At 63.0% G+C, this 16,417-nt stretch carries 15 protein-coding genes; 3 read left to right on the forward strand and 12 right to left on the reverse strand.

Annotated elements, in window-relative coordinates:
* Window positions 1-351: 351 nt before the first annotated feature.
* Together tyrS and P3G66_RS26555 are read right to left on the reverse strand one after the other, a co-directional pair.
* Window positions 352-1,629 (reverse strand): tyrosine--tRNA ligase, encoded by a 1,278-nt coding sequence (gene tyrS / locus P3G66_RS26550; RefSeq protein WP_218694812.1) that lies wholly within the window; start codon window positions 1,627-1,629, stop codon window positions 352-354.
* A 19-nt stretch (window positions 1,630-1,648) separates the two neighbouring features.
* Window positions 1,649-2,257 (reverse strand): DNA-3-methyladenine glycosylase, encoded by a 609-nt coding sequence (locus P3G66_RS26555; protein ID WP_003944023.1) that lies wholly within the window; start codon window positions 2,255-2,257, stop codon window positions 1,649-1,651.
* A gap of 86 nt (window positions 2,258-2,343) precedes the next feature.
* On the opposite strand from P3G66_RS26555, the gene P3G66_RS26560 reads away from it, so the two are divergent.
* From P3G66_RS26560 to P3G66_RS26570, 3 genes are read left to right on the forward strand one after another with little or no spacing between them, the layout of a single operon-like run.
* The gene (locus P3G66_RS26560) at window positions 2,344-3,078 is read left to right on the forward strand and encodes an ABC transporter ATP-binding protein (RefSeq protein ID WP_021334043.1); all 735 of its coding nucleotides are present in this window, start codon (window positions 2,344-2,346) and stop codon (window positions 3,076-3,078) included.
* Window positions 3,075-3,830: an ABC transporter permease gene (locus tag P3G66_RS26565; RefSeq protein ID WP_003944033.1), complete on the forward strand. Its 756-nt coding sequence runs from the start codon at window positions 3,075-3,077 to the stop codon at window positions 3,828-3,830. Before P3G66_RS26560 ends, P3G66_RS26565 begins: the two co-directional genes overlap by 4 nt.
* A complete protein-coding gene (locus P3G66_RS26570; RefSeq protein ID WP_030536723.1) occupies window positions 3,827-4,444 on the forward strand; it encodes a TetR family transcriptional regulator in 618 nt (205 codons plus the stop codon). The genes P3G66_RS26565 and P3G66_RS26570 overlap by 4 nt, the downstream gene beginning before the upstream one ends.
* Here P3G66_RS26570 and P3G66_RS26575 read toward each other — a convergent pair.
* From P3G66_RS26575 to argC, 10 genes are all read right to left on the reverse strand, one after another.
* On the reverse strand, window positions 4,441-4,647 hold the full coding sequence (locus tag P3G66_RS26575; protein ID WP_003944045.1) for a Trm112 family protein: 207 nt from the start codon (window positions 4,645-4,647) through the stop codon (window positions 4,441-4,443). The genes P3G66_RS26570 and P3G66_RS26575 overlap by 4 nt on opposite strands.
* Window positions 4,648-4,686: 39 nt before the next feature.
* Window positions 4,687-7,668: an acyl-CoA synthetase gene (locus P3G66_RS26580; protein WP_276117345.1), complete on the reverse strand. Its 2,982-nt coding sequence runs from the start codon at window positions 7,666-7,668 to the stop codon at window positions 4,687-4,689.
* A gap of 170 nt (window positions 7,669-7,838) precedes the next feature.
* On the reverse strand, window positions 7,839-9,281 hold the full coding sequence (gene argH / locus P3G66_RS26585) for an argininosuccinate lyase (protein ID WP_003944092.1): 1,443 nt from the start codon (window positions 9,279-9,281) through the stop codon (window positions 7,839-7,841).
* Between the two features lie 3 nt (window positions 9,282-9,284).
* Entirely contained in the window at window positions 9,285-10,484 is a 1,200-nt protein-coding gene (locus tag P3G66_RS26590) for an argininosuccinate synthase (protein ID WP_007736221.1), read from the reverse strand.
* A gap of 47 nt (window positions 10,485-10,531) precedes the next feature.
* A complete protein-coding gene (locus P3G66_RS26595) occupies window positions 10,532-11,011 on the reverse strand; it encodes an arginine repressor (protein ID WP_007736224.1) in 480 nt (159 codons plus the stop codon).
* Window positions 11,008-11,958 carry an ornithine carbamoyltransferase gene (gene argF, locus P3G66_RS26600; protein WP_021334039.1) on the reverse strand — a complete coding sequence of 317 codons (951 nt, stop codon included), beginning with the start codon at window positions 11,956-11,958 and terminating at the stop codon, window positions 11,008-11,010. Before argF ends, P3G66_RS26595 begins: the two co-directional genes overlap by 4 nt.
* Entirely contained in the window at window positions 11,955-13,154 is a 1,200-nt protein-coding gene (locus tag P3G66_RS26605; protein WP_003944100.1) for an acetylornithine transaminase, read from the reverse strand. The genes argF and P3G66_RS26605 overlap by 4 nt, the downstream gene beginning before the upstream one ends.
* On the reverse strand, window positions 13,151-14,074 hold the full coding sequence (gene argB / locus P3G66_RS26610; RefSeq protein ID WP_276117346.1) for an acetylglutamate kinase: 924 nt from the start codon (window positions 14,072-14,074) through the stop codon (window positions 13,151-13,153). The genes P3G66_RS26605 and argB overlap by 4 nt, the downstream gene beginning before the upstream one ends.
* Window positions 14,071-15,309, reverse strand: coding sequence for a bifunctional glutamate N-acetyltransferase/amino-acid acetyltransferase ArgJ (argJ, locus tag P3G66_RS26615; RefSeq protein ID WP_050656537.1), 1,239 nt, complete (start codon window positions 15,307-15,309; stop codon window positions 14,071-14,073). The genes argB and argJ overlap by 4 nt, the downstream gene beginning before the upstream one ends.
* Window positions 15,310-15,341: 32 nt before the next feature.
* Window positions 15,342-16,412: an N-acetyl-gamma-glutamyl-phosphate reductase gene (gene argC / locus P3G66_RS26620; protein ID WP_019748609.1), complete on the reverse strand. Its 1,071-nt coding sequence runs from the start codon at window positions 16,410-16,412 to the stop codon at window positions 15,342-15,344.
* Between the last annotated feature and the right edge of the window lie 5 nt (window positions 16,413-16,417).

Below are 16,417 nucleotides of genomic sequence, written 5' to 3' on the forward strand. Positions count from 1 at the left end.
ACTGACATTCATCGACACACTGTTGAGTTCTCAAAGAACACGCACACACCATCACTTCAACCAGGTTGAAAGCTCCGGGGCAAGGGTTACAATCTTAGCTTGTTCGCTCCAGGGAAGCAAGTTCCCGCTGAGCGTGATTGTCTCCGACTTCGTCCAACCGCGTTTCCCCGGCCTGTCGGTCGGGGTTGGTGTCCGTGTCGCTCTGACTTGGACAAAGTTACGCGAATGAAAACTGAGCGTCAAACGTGCAGGTCGCAGATGTTCGACAGGTTAAATCCGCTGGTAGCCCGCCCGGAGGCGGGCCACCAGCGGCCACAGGAGCCCCGCTAGACAACTGTGACCCCACACACGTCAGTTTGGAAGGATTCTCACGCCGGCGAAGTTGCGCTTTCCGCGCCGGACGACTAACCAGCGGCCGTGAAGCAGATCGGATGCGGTGGGCTCCCAGTCGTCGGCCGACACCTTCTGGTTGTTCACCGAAGCACCGCCCTCTTTCACGGCGCGTCGAGCGGCCCCCTTGCTCTCGCACAAGCCGCTCGTCACGAGCAGATCGATGATCGTGCGCGGCTCCCCCGGCGCCAATTCGCTGACCGATGCTTCTTTCAGCGCCGCGGCTAGCGTCGACTCGTCGAGTTCCGCCAGCTCCGCCTTGCCGAACAACGCCTGACTGGCGAGCTCGACAGCACGGGTGTTGTGTTCCCCGTGAACCAAGGTCGTCATCTCCGCGGCAAGTCGCTTCTGCGCTTCTCGCGCATGCGGCCGCTCTGCCGTTGCAGTCTCCAACTCTGCGAGTTCGTCCGCAGTCAGGAAGGTGAACCAGCGCAGGTACTTGATCACGTCGGCGTCGCCGGTGTTCACGAAGTACTGGTACCAGGCGTACGGGCTGGTCATCTCGGGGTCGAGCCACAAACTGCCGCCACCGGTCGACTTTCCGAACTTTTTGCCATCGGCCGAGGTCACCAGCGGAACCGTCATTGCGTGCACGCTCTCACCGTCGACACGACGGTTGAGTTCGACGCCGGCAATGATGTTGCCCCACTGATCGGACCCGCCGACCTGCAGAGTGCAGCCGAGATCGCGTCGCAAGTGCAGGTAGTCGTTGGCCTGGAGCAGCATGTAGCTGAACTCGGTGTACGACATACCGTCCGACTCGAGACGACGCTTCACGGTGTCACGCGCAAGCATGACGTTCACGGAGAAGTGTTTGCCGACATCACGCAGGAAGTCGATGGCCGACATCTTGCCGGTCCAGTTCATGTTGTTCTCGATGACCGCGCTCGTCGGCGAATCGTCGAAATCCACGAATCGTTCGAGCTGACCACGGATGCGACCTGCCCAGTCCGCGACGGTATCGGCGGAGTTCATCGTCCGTTCCCCGACGTCACGGGGGTCTCCGATCAGGCCCGTTGCACCGCCGGCAAGAACGATCGGGCGGTTGCCGGCGCGCTGAAACCGCTTGAGCGCGAGGAGCGGAACCAGGTGACCTGCGTGCAGGCTCGGTCCTGTCGGGTCGAAGCCCGCATACAACGTGACCGGTCCGGCCTCGAGATCTTTACGCAAAGCGTCGAGATCGGTTGATTGGGCGATCAGCCCGCGCCAGGTCAGTTCGTCGAGAATATTCTCAGTCACGGACTCGATCATCCCATCTTCACGAAATGACCGGCGCTCGCGGGCTTCGGCGATACGCGGACACCGCTCGCGAGTCCGGAATCCACAGGCGCCACGGAACCTCCGCCGCGGTACTGACCCCCACCCGCGGTCCGCTCACCCATTCCTTCGACTCCCCCAATTCGAGCCGAATCCGAGAGGCAGGGTTGAACACGTCTGTTCCGTTGTCCGCCAACGTGATTGCGACAGAAGCACCGAGATTACCCGGCCCTCTGGCCCATTGGTGAGATGGTCGATCCGGCGATCTCCGAGCAGACACCACATCGTGACCGGCCTCGATTTCTGCCGCTCGGAGCAGAACACCACCCGCGACACCATCCGGGCCGTACGAGATGTTCATACAAAAGTGCATTCCATAGCTGCGGTAGACGTAGAGACGCCCCGCCCGCCCGAACATCACGCTGTTCCGCGGCGTTCTCCCCCGATACGAATGTGCTGCCGGATCCGGCCATGGCCCGTCCTTCTCCCCTCCGTACGCCTCGACCTCGACGATCCTCAGCGAGATGTCGTCGACGGTCAGGGTCGAGCCGAGAATTGTCAGGCCCGCTTCCAACGGGTTCTCCACATTTTCCAAGGTCTCGATGCTCACCCTTCGATTGTGCCCACGCCGTTGACTCATCGGTCGGCCGAGTCGCATAATTCAACAAGTGATGAATTATTGAAACGAGGCGAACCGTGACCACAACGCCGGCAATAGATATCCGCGGACTACGAGTCATTCGCGGCAAGCACGAAGTTCTTCACTCGCTTGACCTGCAGGTATCAGCAGGATCGATCACCGGACTGCTCGGCCCGTCCGGCTGCGGCAAGACAACCCTGATGCGCGCGATTGTCGGAACACAGATCGTCGAAAGTGGTGAGGTCAGAGTGCTGGGCGACCTCGCCGGTTCCGTTGCTCTTCGTCACCGGGTCGGATATGTCACCCAATCCCCCAGCGTGTACGGCGACCTGACGGTCACTCGAAACGTCCAGTACTTCGGCGCTCTTTACGGCAAGTCCGGCGCCGACGTCGCAGCAGCGGTCGACGCCGTCGGATTGAGCCGATACGCCGACCAGACCGCCGCCGATCTGTCTGGAGGTCAACGCGGGCGAGTCTCGCTGGCTTGCGCGTTGGTGGCGTCACCTGATGTGTTGATCCTCGACGAACCGACCGTCGGCCTCGATCCGGTGCTTCGCGTCGAATTGTGGGAACGATTCGCTGACCTTGCTCGCAGCGGAACCACCCTGTTGGTCTCCAGCCACGTCATGGATGAGGCCGACCACTGCGCTGAGCTGATCCTGATGCGAGACGGGCACCTCCTCGCTCAACTCACACCCGATGAATTGCGCGCCAAAACCAGATGTGAACGGCTCGAGGACGCCTTTCTCGAGCTGATTCGGACTTCACCCGTCGGAGGCGAAATATCATGAGCATCAGGATCTTCGGTGCTACGACCGTACGCATTCTGCTTCAGCTCCGCCAAGATCACCGCACGGTGGCCATGATCTTGTTGGTCCCGTCGTTACTGATGATTCTGCTCTATTTCCTCTATCAAGACGTCCCGACGCCACCCGGCCAGGTTTCGCTCTTCCAACGAGTGGCGATCACGATGTTGGGAATCTTGCCGTTTGTCGTCATGTTCCTGGTCACGTCCATCGCGATGCAACGCGAACGCAGTTCAGGCACACTCGAACGCCTGCTCACCACACCGATGGGCAAACTCGACCTTCTCGCCGGATACGGGGCGGCATTTTCGCTCTCCGCCGCCGCTCAGGCAGCCCTCGCGTGCGCGGTTGCTTTCGGATTCCTCGGACTCACCATCGCCGGCAGTCTTGCCTGGGTCATCGTCATTGCAGTTCTCGGCGCAATACTGGGCGTTGCGCTAGGCCTGTTGGCCAGCGCATTCGCGAAGACCGAGTTCCAAGCGGTGCAATTCATGCCGGTAGTTGTGGTTCCACAGCTCTTCCTCTGCGGACTCCTGGTACCGCGCGACCAATTGCCGACCTGGCTCGAATGGATCAGCAACGTCCTCCCCTTGAGCTACGCCGTCGACGCACTTCAGCAAGTGTCGATGCATGCCGACGCGACGGGTCAGATGTGGCGTGATCTCGCCGTCATGGCGGGCTTCGCCGCCGCCGCACTCTCGCTGGCCGCGGCCACACTCGATCGCCGCACTCCATGACCGACAAGGACACGAGTCCTGCACCGATTCGTTCGGGGCGACGACCGGGCAAGTCGGAGACTCGCGCGCAGATCCTCGATTCGGCGCGACGGGCGTTCTCCCAGAACGGTTTTCGACGAACAACCGTTCGATCGATAGCTGCGGCCGCTGACGTCGATCCGGCTATGATTCATCACCATTTCGGGAGCAAGGAGCAGTTGTTCACCGCTGCGATCGCGCTACCGATCGATCCAGCAAAGGTACTGGGACCGGTTCACACCTCCCCGACCGAAAACCTCGGCGAAAGCCTTCTCCGGGCGGTGATCGGGCTATGGGATTCGGAACACCAGCCGGCGATTCTGGCGGCTTTTCGATCAGCCATTTCCGGCGACGGATCGCAGTTGATCCAGAGCTTTCTGCTCGATGTCGTATTGCGCGACATCATTCCGCGGGTGGACACACCACCTGGTACCGGCTTGATCAGAGCGGAATTGGTGGCATCTCAGATGGCCGGACTGCTTGTCACGCGATATGTGCTCGGACTCGAACCACTCGCATCATTGAGCGTTGACGCGTTGGTACCGCTGGTGGCGCCGAACCTCCAGCGGTACCTGATCGGTGAATTACCGATCTAGCCTTCAGCCCGCGCGAGCAACTTCTCGTGTTCGTCGTCCGCTACATCGCGTGCCTCGTCGATCAACAGAACGGGAATGCCGTTCTCGATCGGGTAGGCACGTCGCAGGCGCGGGTTGTAGAGCAACTCGTCCCCGACCAGCAGCAGCGGGCCTTTGTCCTGGGGGCAGGCCAAAATGCTGAGCAACGTCGAATCAATAGCCACGTGTGTCCTCTCGAACCGATCAAACAGAATGTCCTCAGGCTACCGTGCTCCGGTGCTCACCCTCGTCGGCATCAACTGCGCGGCAATTGCCTTGGTCAGCCGCTTGTACGACTGCGACTCGGAATCGAGGAACCAGGTCCGTGGCCCCGGCGCCGGCAATCCGGCCGCAGCCAAAGCAGTGGAGCTCGGACGGTACGACGAACCCACCGGGATCTCGTCAACCACCTGCACGATATCCGGACGAGCGTCGAAAGCGATGCGCGAGAGGGCCTCTGCAAGCTCCGCAGAACGGAACTGCCGCCCCGGACGCCAAGTCACGGCAGCGACCGCCAGCTGATGCGGCGCGTCACCGACTCCGTATGCGACGGCAAGATCCACCCGCGCCACACTCGACAACGCGTCGACGATCGGCTGGGTGAACACGGGACCGCGGAGCGTGGAAATGACCGTGTTCTTGTGGTCGATCAGCCAGTAGTCGCCGTCGGCGTCCCGGCGGAAGAGATTTTCGGTGGGAATCCACGAATCGCCGGCTTGGAAGAGACCTCGCATGGCTCCGCCCGAGAGATCGGCGGTGAATCCCGCGCGCCCGAGCAGCAATCCGACCTCGTCTTCGGCGCACTCACGGACAAATCCGTTTCCGTTCTCGAGGAGCCGACCACTCAGGGGGTCGTATGCCGCCAACCGCACCTGCGCGCTACCCGGCAGCGGGCGCCCCTTGGAACCAACTTTGGAGCCTGCAACATTGGCAAGAATCACGTCGCCTTCGGTCGACGCATAGAACTCGAGTACCTGCGCGGGGTCGAACGCCTCCGTTGTCCGCTTCCACAGACCATGGGGCATGCCCGAACCGATGAACAGGCGGACCGGATGACTACCGTCGATGAGAAGAAGATCCTCGTCGAGTATCTCGCGCATCATCGACCACGTGTAACTCACGACCGTCACGCCGTAGCGGTGGATTTCCTCGACGAACCTCGCGGGGTTCAGTCCACGTGAGAGCGCAACGCGTGAGCCACCGGCCATGGCACCACCGATGGTCGCGAGCAGACTCGACGAATGATGGAGTGGCGCAAGGCAGTACACGGTGTCACCGCGATCGAGATCTGCCGCCGTAGCCGTGCCGAAGGCCGACAATGCCCACCGGTAGTTTGTGATCTGCTTGGCCTCGAGCACACCGCCGGATTCCGCAAAGATGATGAAGGCGAGTTCGCGGGCGACACCGGGATCCGGTCGGTACCACCCGGGCAGATTGACCTTCGTCGGATCGATTTGTTCGAGATCGATCACGTCGTGTGACGGATCCACCTCGAGGCCACGGGCATCGCCGCCGCCGAGCACCAGTACCGGCCGACCGGTAACCACTGCAGCATCGACGTTTTCCGGATCGGTGATGATCCGATCGACCGACCCCAGCCTGACCGCCGCCGTGATGTCGGAGCCTGGCGGAAGCATGACCGCGACGGCACCAAGTCGCGACAGGGCTGCGATGGCCGCGAGTGCGCTGGGACGGGTCTCCATCAGGACACCGACATGCGCTGCCGGACGCACTCCCACGGAGATCAATCCACGCACGACATTGTCGATACGCGCGTTGACCGCTTCATACGTGTGCACGCGATTGTCGAAGAGGAAGCACTCGCCGTTCGGCGCCTTTCGACGCTGCTCCGCCAGCAACTGGCTCAGCGAGATCTTGGTGTGCGGCTGAATCTGGTTGAGTCGAGCCAGACGTGGCAACGCTCGTGCCGCTTCTCCCGACAATTCGAAAGTGCCGCGCAACGCACCGGCGGCAAGGTCACTGATTCCCTTGGTGACTCCTGCACCTACTTCAGCGACCGAGGCGACGGTGTGGATGATCCGATTGCTGATCGACACACCGGTCTGGTCTTCGAGGTCGGCGCCGTAGACCATGTTCGCGATACGGTCCGGGAGGGGTCCACCCGTCTCGGTCCACTGTACAAATTCACCGGTGGTCGGCCAGGTGTGATTGGCCGCAGTGGAACCGACAACCAAACCGAAATGGCCTGCACGCAAGGTAGATTCGTAGACCTTCGCCCGCGGAGCGGCTTGACTGATGCCTCGAACCGCTTGCGGCTGGCCGATGTCGTCGACCTCACCGACGAATGCCAGGATGGGGCAGGTGATCTCGGCGAGCGAGACCAATTGATCCTTGATGACGAACCCACCGGTCATCATTCGGTTGTGCACGATGAACTGCTTGAGCAGTTCGGCTACCGCGGGCCCCGACCACGCGACCCAACCCTCGGTCGCGAGGAAGCGGCGTTGCTGCTCCCGCGGAAGCAACGCCTCACGGTCGTGCAGTTGAAGCAGAAAGTCGACGCGCATCTTCAGCGTCTTCACGGGATCGAGCAACTGGAACCCGGTACGGGCCATCCACCCGGTGACCGCCAGGCGATTGAAGACGTGATCGGCGAGGAAATCTGCACCCTTGGTTGCCAATCCCGCCGGGATGCCGAAGGGTAGCGCGGCGAGTGTGTCGACCGGACTGCCGAAGGTGATGACGCTGGCGATGTTTCGACTACGCCGATACGCGGCAGCCTGATAGGCGAACATGCCACCCTGCGAATAACCGGAGATGTGAACATCTTTTCCGGTGTGACGGTGGATGTGATCGACGATGTCGCTGAGAGCGATGATGTGATCGGCGAGGTTACGATCCCAACCGCCCTCTTCGGAGTCGGGCGAACCGAAATCGACGACCCAGGGATCAAGGCCCATCTCGTGCAGAATTCCCACAGCGCCCTGGTCACGGGTCACGTCGTACACGTTCGCCGACATCATCATCGGCGGGATCAGCAAGATCGGTGCGCCGACGGTTTCCGGGTCACTGTCCGGGAAGTAGCGCCGTAGCCGATACATCGCTGCGCGTTCGACGATCTCGAACGGCGACGTGGTCGCATCCGTTTCCAGCCCACCCAACCGGACGACCTCGAGGCCGTTTTGTGCTGTCGCAACCACCCGACGAATCGGGCCCAGCACAGACTTGGAATTCAATCCCACCATTTCACTCCCAAGTTACTCACCATGTGACGTCAGTCTCATTTTTCCCGCGCGCGACAAGCCTACTGACGATGAATACGCGTACGCGGTCAGGGAGCAAATTCTGCTACCTGACCGCGTACGACCGAAGGACTACTGCCGAAAAGAGAGCGACAACACTCGTGACCGCGAGGTCACAGGGTCCATTCCCGCAGTGACTGCGCCACTGCTTTGACTCCGTCCAGCTGCTCGGCAACCCGCACCCCCGCAGTGCCGCCTCGCGCGTTGCGCGAAGCAATGGAACCCTCGACTGTCAGCACCTCACGAACAGCGGGTGTCAGCGCGCTGTCGACGCCGGCCAGCTCCTCGTCGGTGAGATCTTCGAGTCCGACCCCTCGTGCTTCGGCGACACGCACGCACGCTCCGGCAGCCTCGTGGGCAACCCGGAACGGCACGCCCTGACGCACCATCCACTCCGCGATGTCGGTGGCCAACGTGAACCCTGCCGGAGCTAGTTCCGCCATGCGCTCGGTGTGGAACTCGAGCGTCTGCACCAGACCGGTGATGGCCGGGAGCAGCATCTCGAGCTGCGCAACCGAGTCGAAAACCGGTTCCTTGTCCTCTTGCAGATCGCGGTTGTACGCCAGCGGCTGAGCCTTGAGCGTCGCCAACAATCCGGTCAGGTTGCCGATCAAACGACCCGACTTACCGCGCGTCAGTTCCGAGACATCCGGATTCTTCTTCTGCGGCATGATCGACGATCCCGTCGACCACGCGTCGGCAAGCGTGATGTAGCCGAACTCCGGTGTGCTCCAGATGATGATCTCTTCCGCCATACGGGAGAGATCGACACCGATCATTGCGAGCACGAACGCTGCCTCGGCTGCGAAATCACGCGAAGCCGTTGCGTCGATCGAGTTCTCGGCCGAGCTGTCGAACTTCAGTTCCGCCGCAATCGCTTCGGGATCGAGTCCGAGTGAGGAACCGGCCAGTGCACCGGAACCGTACGGGGACACCGCAGCTCGCACGTCGAAGTCGCGAAGGCGCTGCACGTCCCGCAACAGTGGATGTGCGTGAGCGAGCAGGTGATGCGCCAACAGGACCGGCTGAGCCGCCTGCAGGTGCGTCTTGCCCGGCATCACGGCATCCGGATGCGCCCCGGCCTGAGTCGCCAATGCGTCGACCACGTCGAGAACTCCGGTGGAGATGCGGCGGACTGCATCGCGAAGCCACATGCGGAACAGCGTGGCCACCTGGTCGTTTCGCGAACGTCCAGCACGCAGGCGCCCACCGACCTCAGGCCCGACACGCTCGATCAGACCACGCTCGAGTGCGCCGTGTACGTCCTCGTCCGACTCGCTGGGCCCGAAGGCGCCACTGGCAACATCTGCCGCCAGGCGGTCGAGACCGTCGAGCATTGTCACGAGGTCGGCTTCACTGAGCAGGCCTGCCTTGTTCAGCACACGCGCATGCGCCTGCGACGCCCGCACGTCGTACGGAGCGAGGACCCAGTCGAAGTGAGTCGACTTGCTCAGCGCCGCCATGGCAGCGGCCGGTCCGGACTCGAACCGCCCGCCCCACAGCGCACCTTCGTTGGTGCCGTGTTTTTGAGCGTCTCCGTCACCGTGAGCCGTCATGGCTCAGAGTCCCAGATCGCGCTTCGCGGCGACCTTCGACGACAGACCGTGGATCTCGACGAAGCCCTTCGATGCGGACTGGTCGAAGCTGTCGCCCTCGTCGTACGTCGCGAGGTTGAAGTCGTAGAGCGACTCCGGGCTACGACGACCGTTGACGGTGATGGCTCCACCGTGCAGGAAGAGACGAATGTCGCCGGTGACGCGTTCCTGCGTCTTGTTGACGAACGTGTCCAGTGCGTCCTTGAGGGGCGAGAACCAGAGGCCGTCGTAGACCAGCTCGGACCAACGCTGCTCCATCTGACGCTTGTAGCGACCGAGTTCGCGTTCGAGGGTGACGTGTTCGAGTTCCTGGTGCGCGGTGATGAGAACCATGGCGCCGGGAGCTTCGTAGATCTCACGGCTCTTGATGCCCACGAGACGGTCCTCGACGACGTCGAGACGGCCGACGCCCTGAGCGCCTGCGCGCTTGTTCAGTTCCTGAATGGCTTCGAGAACCGACACCGGGCGGCCGTCGATGGCGACCGGGCGGCCCTTGTCGAAGCTGATGATGAGCTCGTCGGGTGCGTTCCAGTTGACCGTCGGGTCCTGGGTGTAGTCGTAGACGTCCTTCGTCGGCGCGTTCCACAGATCCTCGAGGAATCCGGTCTCGACGGCGCGGCCCCAGACGTTCTGGTCGATCGAGAACGGCGACTTCTTGGAGACGTTGATCGGGATGTTGTTCTCTTCGGCGAAGGCGATGGCCTTCTCGCGGGTCCAGGCGTAGTCGCGGACCGGTGCGATGACCTGCAGGTCGGGTGCGAGGGCGCCGAATCCGACCTCGAAGCGAACCTGGTCGTTGCCCTTACCGGTGCAACCGTGCGAGACGATGGTGCCGCCGTGCGAGCGTGCAGCTTCGACGATGTGCTTGACGATCAGCGGACGGCTGATGGCCGAGACGAGCGGGTAGCGGTCCATGTACAGGGCGTTGGCCGCGATGGTCGGCAGGCAGTATTCGTCCGCGAACTCGTCGCGGGCGTCGACGACAACGGATTCGACTGCGCCGCAGTCGATCGCGCGCTGACGCACGACCTCCATGTCCTCGCCACCCTGCCCCAGATCGATGGCGACGGCGACAACTTCAGCGCCCGTCTCCTTACCGATCCAACTGATGGCAACAGAAGTGTCCAGCCCGCCCGAGTAGGCGAGTACGACGCGATCGGCCATGGTTTTTGTGCTCCTTCGGTTGAAAATCTCTATCAAAGAATAAGGGGTCAGGCGAGCGATTCGATCATGGCCGCGAGTTCCGCTCCGGAAAGCGGTTCCCGGGCCACTACGAAGATGGTGTCATCTCCGGCGATCGTGCCCACGATGTCCGGCATCGAGGACCGATCCAGTGCGCTCGCGAGGTAGTGCGCGGCTCCCGGCGGTGTCCGGAGGATCGCCATGTTGCCGCTGAAATCGGTGGAGACCAACAACTCACCCAACAGCCGTGAGAGGCGGTCGGTACCGCCGGCCACACCGCGTACCGGGTTCCCGTCCTCCGGCACCACGTAAACACCGGCGCCGCCGTCGGCGGCACGCAGTTTCACCGCTCCCAGCTCTTCGAGGTCACGCGAGAGCGTCGCCTGCGTTGCTTCGATGCCCTCGGCACCGAGCAAGGCCGCCAGCTCCGTCTGACTTCGGACAGGGTGAGCCGCCAGAAGCGCGATGATGCGCGACTGGCGACCAGCCCGAGTGGGAGCGACGCTCACGCCGGGTCCAGTTGGGTTCGCTGTTCCAGCAGCCACACGAGCAATGCCTTCTGGGCGTGCAGACGGTTCTCCGCCTCGTCCCAGACAACACTCTGCGGCCCGTCGAGAACCTCGTCGGTGACTTCTTCGCCGCGATGCGCGGGCAGGCAGTGCAGGACGACGGCCTTCGGATCTGCCTTTGCGAGCAGCTCCTTGTTGATCTGGAACGGACGGAAAGGTCCGACCCGATCGAGTCCGTCGTTCTCCTGACCCATCGAGGTCCAGGTATCGGTGACCAACGCGTCGGCACCGACGACGCCGGCCTGCGGGTCCTGAGTCAGGGTGATGGTCGCGCCGGTTTCCTCGGCGCGTTTGCGTGCTGCTGCCACGACCCAGTCCGCCGGTTCGAAGCCGGCGGGGCTGGCAATGGTGACGTCGATGCCTGCGGTGACTCCGCCGAGCATCAGCGAGTGAGCCATGTTGTTGGCGCCGTCGCCCAGGTAGGTCAGCTTCAGTCCCTTGAGCTCACCCTTCTGCTCGATCAGCGTTTGCAGATCGGCCAGAACCTGACAGGGATGAAATTCGTCGGACAATGCGTTGACGATAGGAATCGTTGCGCCCGTAGCCATTTGCTCCAGTCGCTTCTGGCCGAACGTGCGCCACACGACGGCATCGACGTAGCGGGAGAGAACGCGTCCGGTGTCCGCCAAGGTCTCTTCACGACCGAGTTGAGTGCTGCGCCCGTCTACGACGACAGCGTGGCCGCCCATCTGTGCGATGCCCATCTCGAACGAGAAACGTGTACGCGTCGAGTTCTTCTCGAAGATGACACCGACTCCGCGGGGACCCTCGAGCGGACGCCGAGCGAACGGGTCCTTCTTGAGAATCGCTGCGAGTTCGAGAACTTCGGCCTGCTGCGCAGGAGTCAGATCGTCGTCCCTGAGAAAGTGTTTCACCACGGTAGTCACTTCTCCCCCGGCTGGTCAGCCGATAGTGCGCTGTCGAAGATGGCAGGTAGTGCTGCCACGAAGGTTTCGGCCTGCTCGTCCGTGAGGATGAGCGGCGGCGCCAACCGGATCACTCCGGGTTGCGCTGCATTCACAAGGTACCCGGCTTCGCGCGCTGCGTTTTCCACCGCCGGCGCGACGTCCTCGGTCAGCACGACACCCAGCAACAGTCCTGATCCCCGTACGTGGTCGACCAACGGATGGCCCAGATCTTCGATGCCCGCCGAGATCGACTTACCCAAGCTGTCGGCGCGTGAGATCAGGTCTTCCGCTGCAATGGTTTTCAGCACGGCAAGTGCCGCCGCAGCACACACCGGATTGCCACCGAACGTCGTACCGTGCTTACCCGGTCCGAACAACTCGGCCGTTGCCCCGGTCGCGATGCAGGCACCGATCGGCATTCCGCCACCGAGTCCCTTCGCGAGGGTGATGACGTCCGGGACGATGCCGACTGCCTGATGGGCGTAGAACCAGCCGGTCCGGCCGATGCCGGTCTGCACTTCGTCGAGCACGAGAAGTGCACCGCGCTCGGCGGTGATCCGCCGAGCCTCGACGAGGTATCCCTCGGGTGGCACCACGACGCCGCCCTCACCCATGATCGGTTCGAGGAACACAGCGGCGGTGTCGGAATCGACGGCCTGCTCGAGTGCCTCGACGTCGCCGTACGGCACGAACTCGACACCGGCGGGCATCGGTTCGAACGGCGCCCGCTTGGCCGGCTGACCCGTCAGAGCGAGTGCCCCCATCGTGCGACCGTGGAAGGAGCCTTCGGCTGCGATGATCTTCTTCCGGCCGGTGGCGCGAGCGAGCTTGAAGGCAGCCTCGTTCGCCTCGGTACCGGAGTTGCAGAAGAACGCGCGCCCGGTGACGTTGCCGAGATGAGCGAGCAACTGCTCCGCCAACTCGACGACCGGCTCGCTGGCGTACAGGTTGGAAACATGGCCGAGTGTCGACAACTGAGTAGTGACGGCTTCGACGACGGCCGGATGTCCGTGTCCGAGGATGTTGACCGCGATTCCTGCCAGGAAATCGACGTACTGCTTGCCGTCGGCGTCGGTGAGTACGGCGCCGTCACCGCGGACGAGAGCAACCCGGGGTACGCCGTAATTGTTCATCAGCGAAGCGGACCACCGCTGCTGCAGATCGATCGTGCTCATGAGATAGCTCCCTGCTGGGGACCGGCGACCGAGGAACCCGGCACGACCATCGTGCCGATTCCTTCACCGGTGAAAAGTTCGAGTAGGACTGAATGTTCGAGCCGGCCGTCGATCACGTGCGCCGACGGCACACCTCCGCGCACCGCGCGAAGGCAGGCCTCCATCTTGGGCACCATGCCGGCGTCGAGACTCGGCAACAACTGGGCCAGGGCGTCGGTGTCGATTTCGGTGGCCAGTGAAGCTCGGTCCGGCCAATCGGTGTACAGGCCCTCGACGTCGGTGAGGACAACGAGCTTCTCGGCACCGATCGCCTCGGCCAGTGCTGCTGCAGCGGTATCGGCGTTGATGTTGTGGACGACACCGTCGGCGTCGGGTGCGATGGTCGAGACGACCGGAATACGTCCTGCCGCAATGAGATCGAGTACCGCGTCTGGGTTCACGGTGGTGACGTCCCCGACCAGCCCGATGTCGGTCTGCTCCCCCTCGACCGCAACAGTGCGTCGAGTAGCGGTGAACAGGTGCGCATCCTCACCGGAGATACCGACCGCGTAAGGACCGTGCGCGTTGATCAAGCCGACGAGTTCACGGCCGACCTGACCGAAAAGCACCATCCGCACGACGTCCATCACCTCGGGCGTCGTGACCCGGAAACCACCGCGGAACTCACCCTTCATGCCAAGGCGTGCCAGCATCGCGTTGATCTGCGGGCCACCGCCGTGCACGACGACGGGATGGATGCCGACAGTCCGCAGGAACGCCATGTCGGTGGCAAATGCCGTTTTGAGCGTCTCGTCGATCATGGCGTTTCCGCCGTACTTGACCACGACCACCTTGTCGCGGAATCGCTGCAGCCACGGCAGCGCGTCGGCAAGGACATGCGCTTTCTGATGCTCGCTGATCACGGGATACGTCTCGGTCATGACGAATACGCCGAGTTCTCTTCGACGTAAGCATGCGAGAGGTCCGTGGTGCGAATGCTCACGGACTCGTTGCCGATTCCCAGATCGATGTCGAGTTCGATGTCGATCCCACTCAGGTCCACCTCACGCGCCCCCGGAGCACCGACGCCGTCGATGCAGACGGGACTCCCGTTGAAGGACACACTGATTCGATCGGGATCGAGCTCGATGGGAGCGATACCCACTGCGGCGAGAACGCGGCCCCAATTGGGATCGGAACCGAAAAGCGCTGTCTTGACCAGGCTGTCGCGGGCGATCGTCCGGGCGCCGATCAACGCATCCGACTCGGACGCTGCGCCGCGAACCGTCACCTTGACCCGCTTGGTGACGCCCTCGGCGTCTGCCATCAACTGATCCGCGAGATCATCACACACGGCCAGCACTGCGGCGTTCAGTTCGTCCTGCGTCGGCGTGACACCGCTGGCGCCGGAGGCCAACAGGAGCACTGTGTCGTTGGTGGACGTGGCGCCGTCGACGTCGAGGCGATCGAAGCTCAGGTGGGTGGCGGCGCGCAGAGCGGTATCGAGCTGATCCGCCGTTGCGACAGCATCGGTCGTGACGACGCACAGCATGGTGGCCAGCGCAGGCGCGAGCATGCCTGCGCCCTTGGCCATTCCGCCGACGTTCCATTTGTTCGCGTGGTGCAGCGACGCCTGCTTCGGCACGGTATCGGTGGTCATGATCGCGTATGCCGCGTCGGTGCCGCCGGAGATTCCGCCGGCCAGTTCGTGCACCACCTCGGTGACACCGGGGATCAGCTTGTCCATGGGCAAGCGGTCACCGATAAGTCCGGTCGAACAGACAGCGACCTCGATCGCGCCCGTCTCGGTGCCCCAATTACTCAGTGCCGAAGCAACTTCCTCGGCAGTCTTGTGTGCATCCTGGAATCCACCCGCGCCCGTGCAGGCGTTCGCGCCGCCCGAGTTGAGCACCACCGCGCGCAGCTTGCCCGTCGTCAGGACCTGCTGAGACCAGAGCACCGGAGCTGCCTTGACCTTGTTCAGGGTGAAGACGCCGGCAGCGGCCAGATCGGGTCCCTCGTTGAGCACCAATGCGAGGTCCGACTTGCCACTCTTCTTGATACCGGCAGCAATTCCGGCACCGCGGAATCCGGCAGGTGCGGTGACGCCCTGCGTGCGGAGCAGACGTCCCCCGGCGACGTGAACCACGTCTGCAACGGTCGCGTCAGGCTCGATTGCGTTGTCGATCTGCTGCGGATTGTCGGTGCTCACGGAGCTACTCCCACGGTAGAGAGACCTGCGGTCTCGGGTAGGCCAAGGGCGAGATTCATCGATTGCACCGCGCCACCGGCGGTGCCCTTGGTGAGATTGTCGATTGCCGAGATGACAACGAGCTGACCGGCGTCGGCGTCGACGGTGACCCCGATCTGCACGGCATTGGATCCGATCACGGCACCGGTCTGCGGGAAGACTCCGGCAGGCAGCACGTGGATGAACGGCTCGTCGTTGTATGCCTTTTCGTAGATTTCGCGCGCTTGCTCTTCGGTGGCCGTGGTGGCTGCCGTGCAGGTCGCGAGGATGCCGCGCGGCATGGGCGCGAGGACCGGAGTGAAGGAGACACTGATGTCCTTGCCGCCTGCGGCCGAGAGATTCTGAATGATCTCGGGGGTGTGGCGATGGACACCGCCGACGCCGTACGCACGGACGGAGCCCATGACCTCGGAACCCAGCAGATCAGCCTTCGGTGCCCGGCCGGCGCCCGAAGTGCCACTGACCGCAACCACGTTCACGTGTGAGTCCACGATCCCCGCGGCAACGGCGGGGGCCAGCGCGAGGCTCGCTGCCGTCGGGTAGCAGCCCGGAACAGCGATGCGGGTTGCGCCTACCAATTTCTCACGGGCACCGGGCAATTCAGGAAGACCGTATGGCCAGGTACCGGCATGAGTGCTCTTGTAGTACTTCTCCCAGGCTGCGGGATCCTGCAGCCGGAAGTCCGCGCCGCAGTCGATGATGACCGTCGACTCGGGCAGCAACTTGGCGTACTGAGCCGAATTTCCGTGTGGGAGACCGAGGAAGACGACGTCGTGACCCGAGAGGATTTCGACAGTGGTCTCTTCGAGTACCCGCGAAGAGAGTGGAAGCAAGTGCGGATGATGCTCACCGAGCGTCGAACCGGCGTTGCCACCGGCGGTCAGCGAACCGATCACCAGACTGCCGTCGGCATAGGAGGGGTGCCCGAGGAGCAGACGCAGAACCTCACCACCGGCGTACCCACTGGCGCCGGCAACGGCGACTCTGATCGGCTTGCGTGCGTTCTCGGTCGTACCACCTTCAGTCATGTCAC

Source organism: Rhodococcus sp. C3V (assembly GCF_029269915.1).
Classification (GTDB): Bacteria; Actinomycetota; Actinomycetes; order Mycobacteriales; family Mycobacteriaceae; genus Rhodococcus_F; species Rhodococcus_F qingshengii.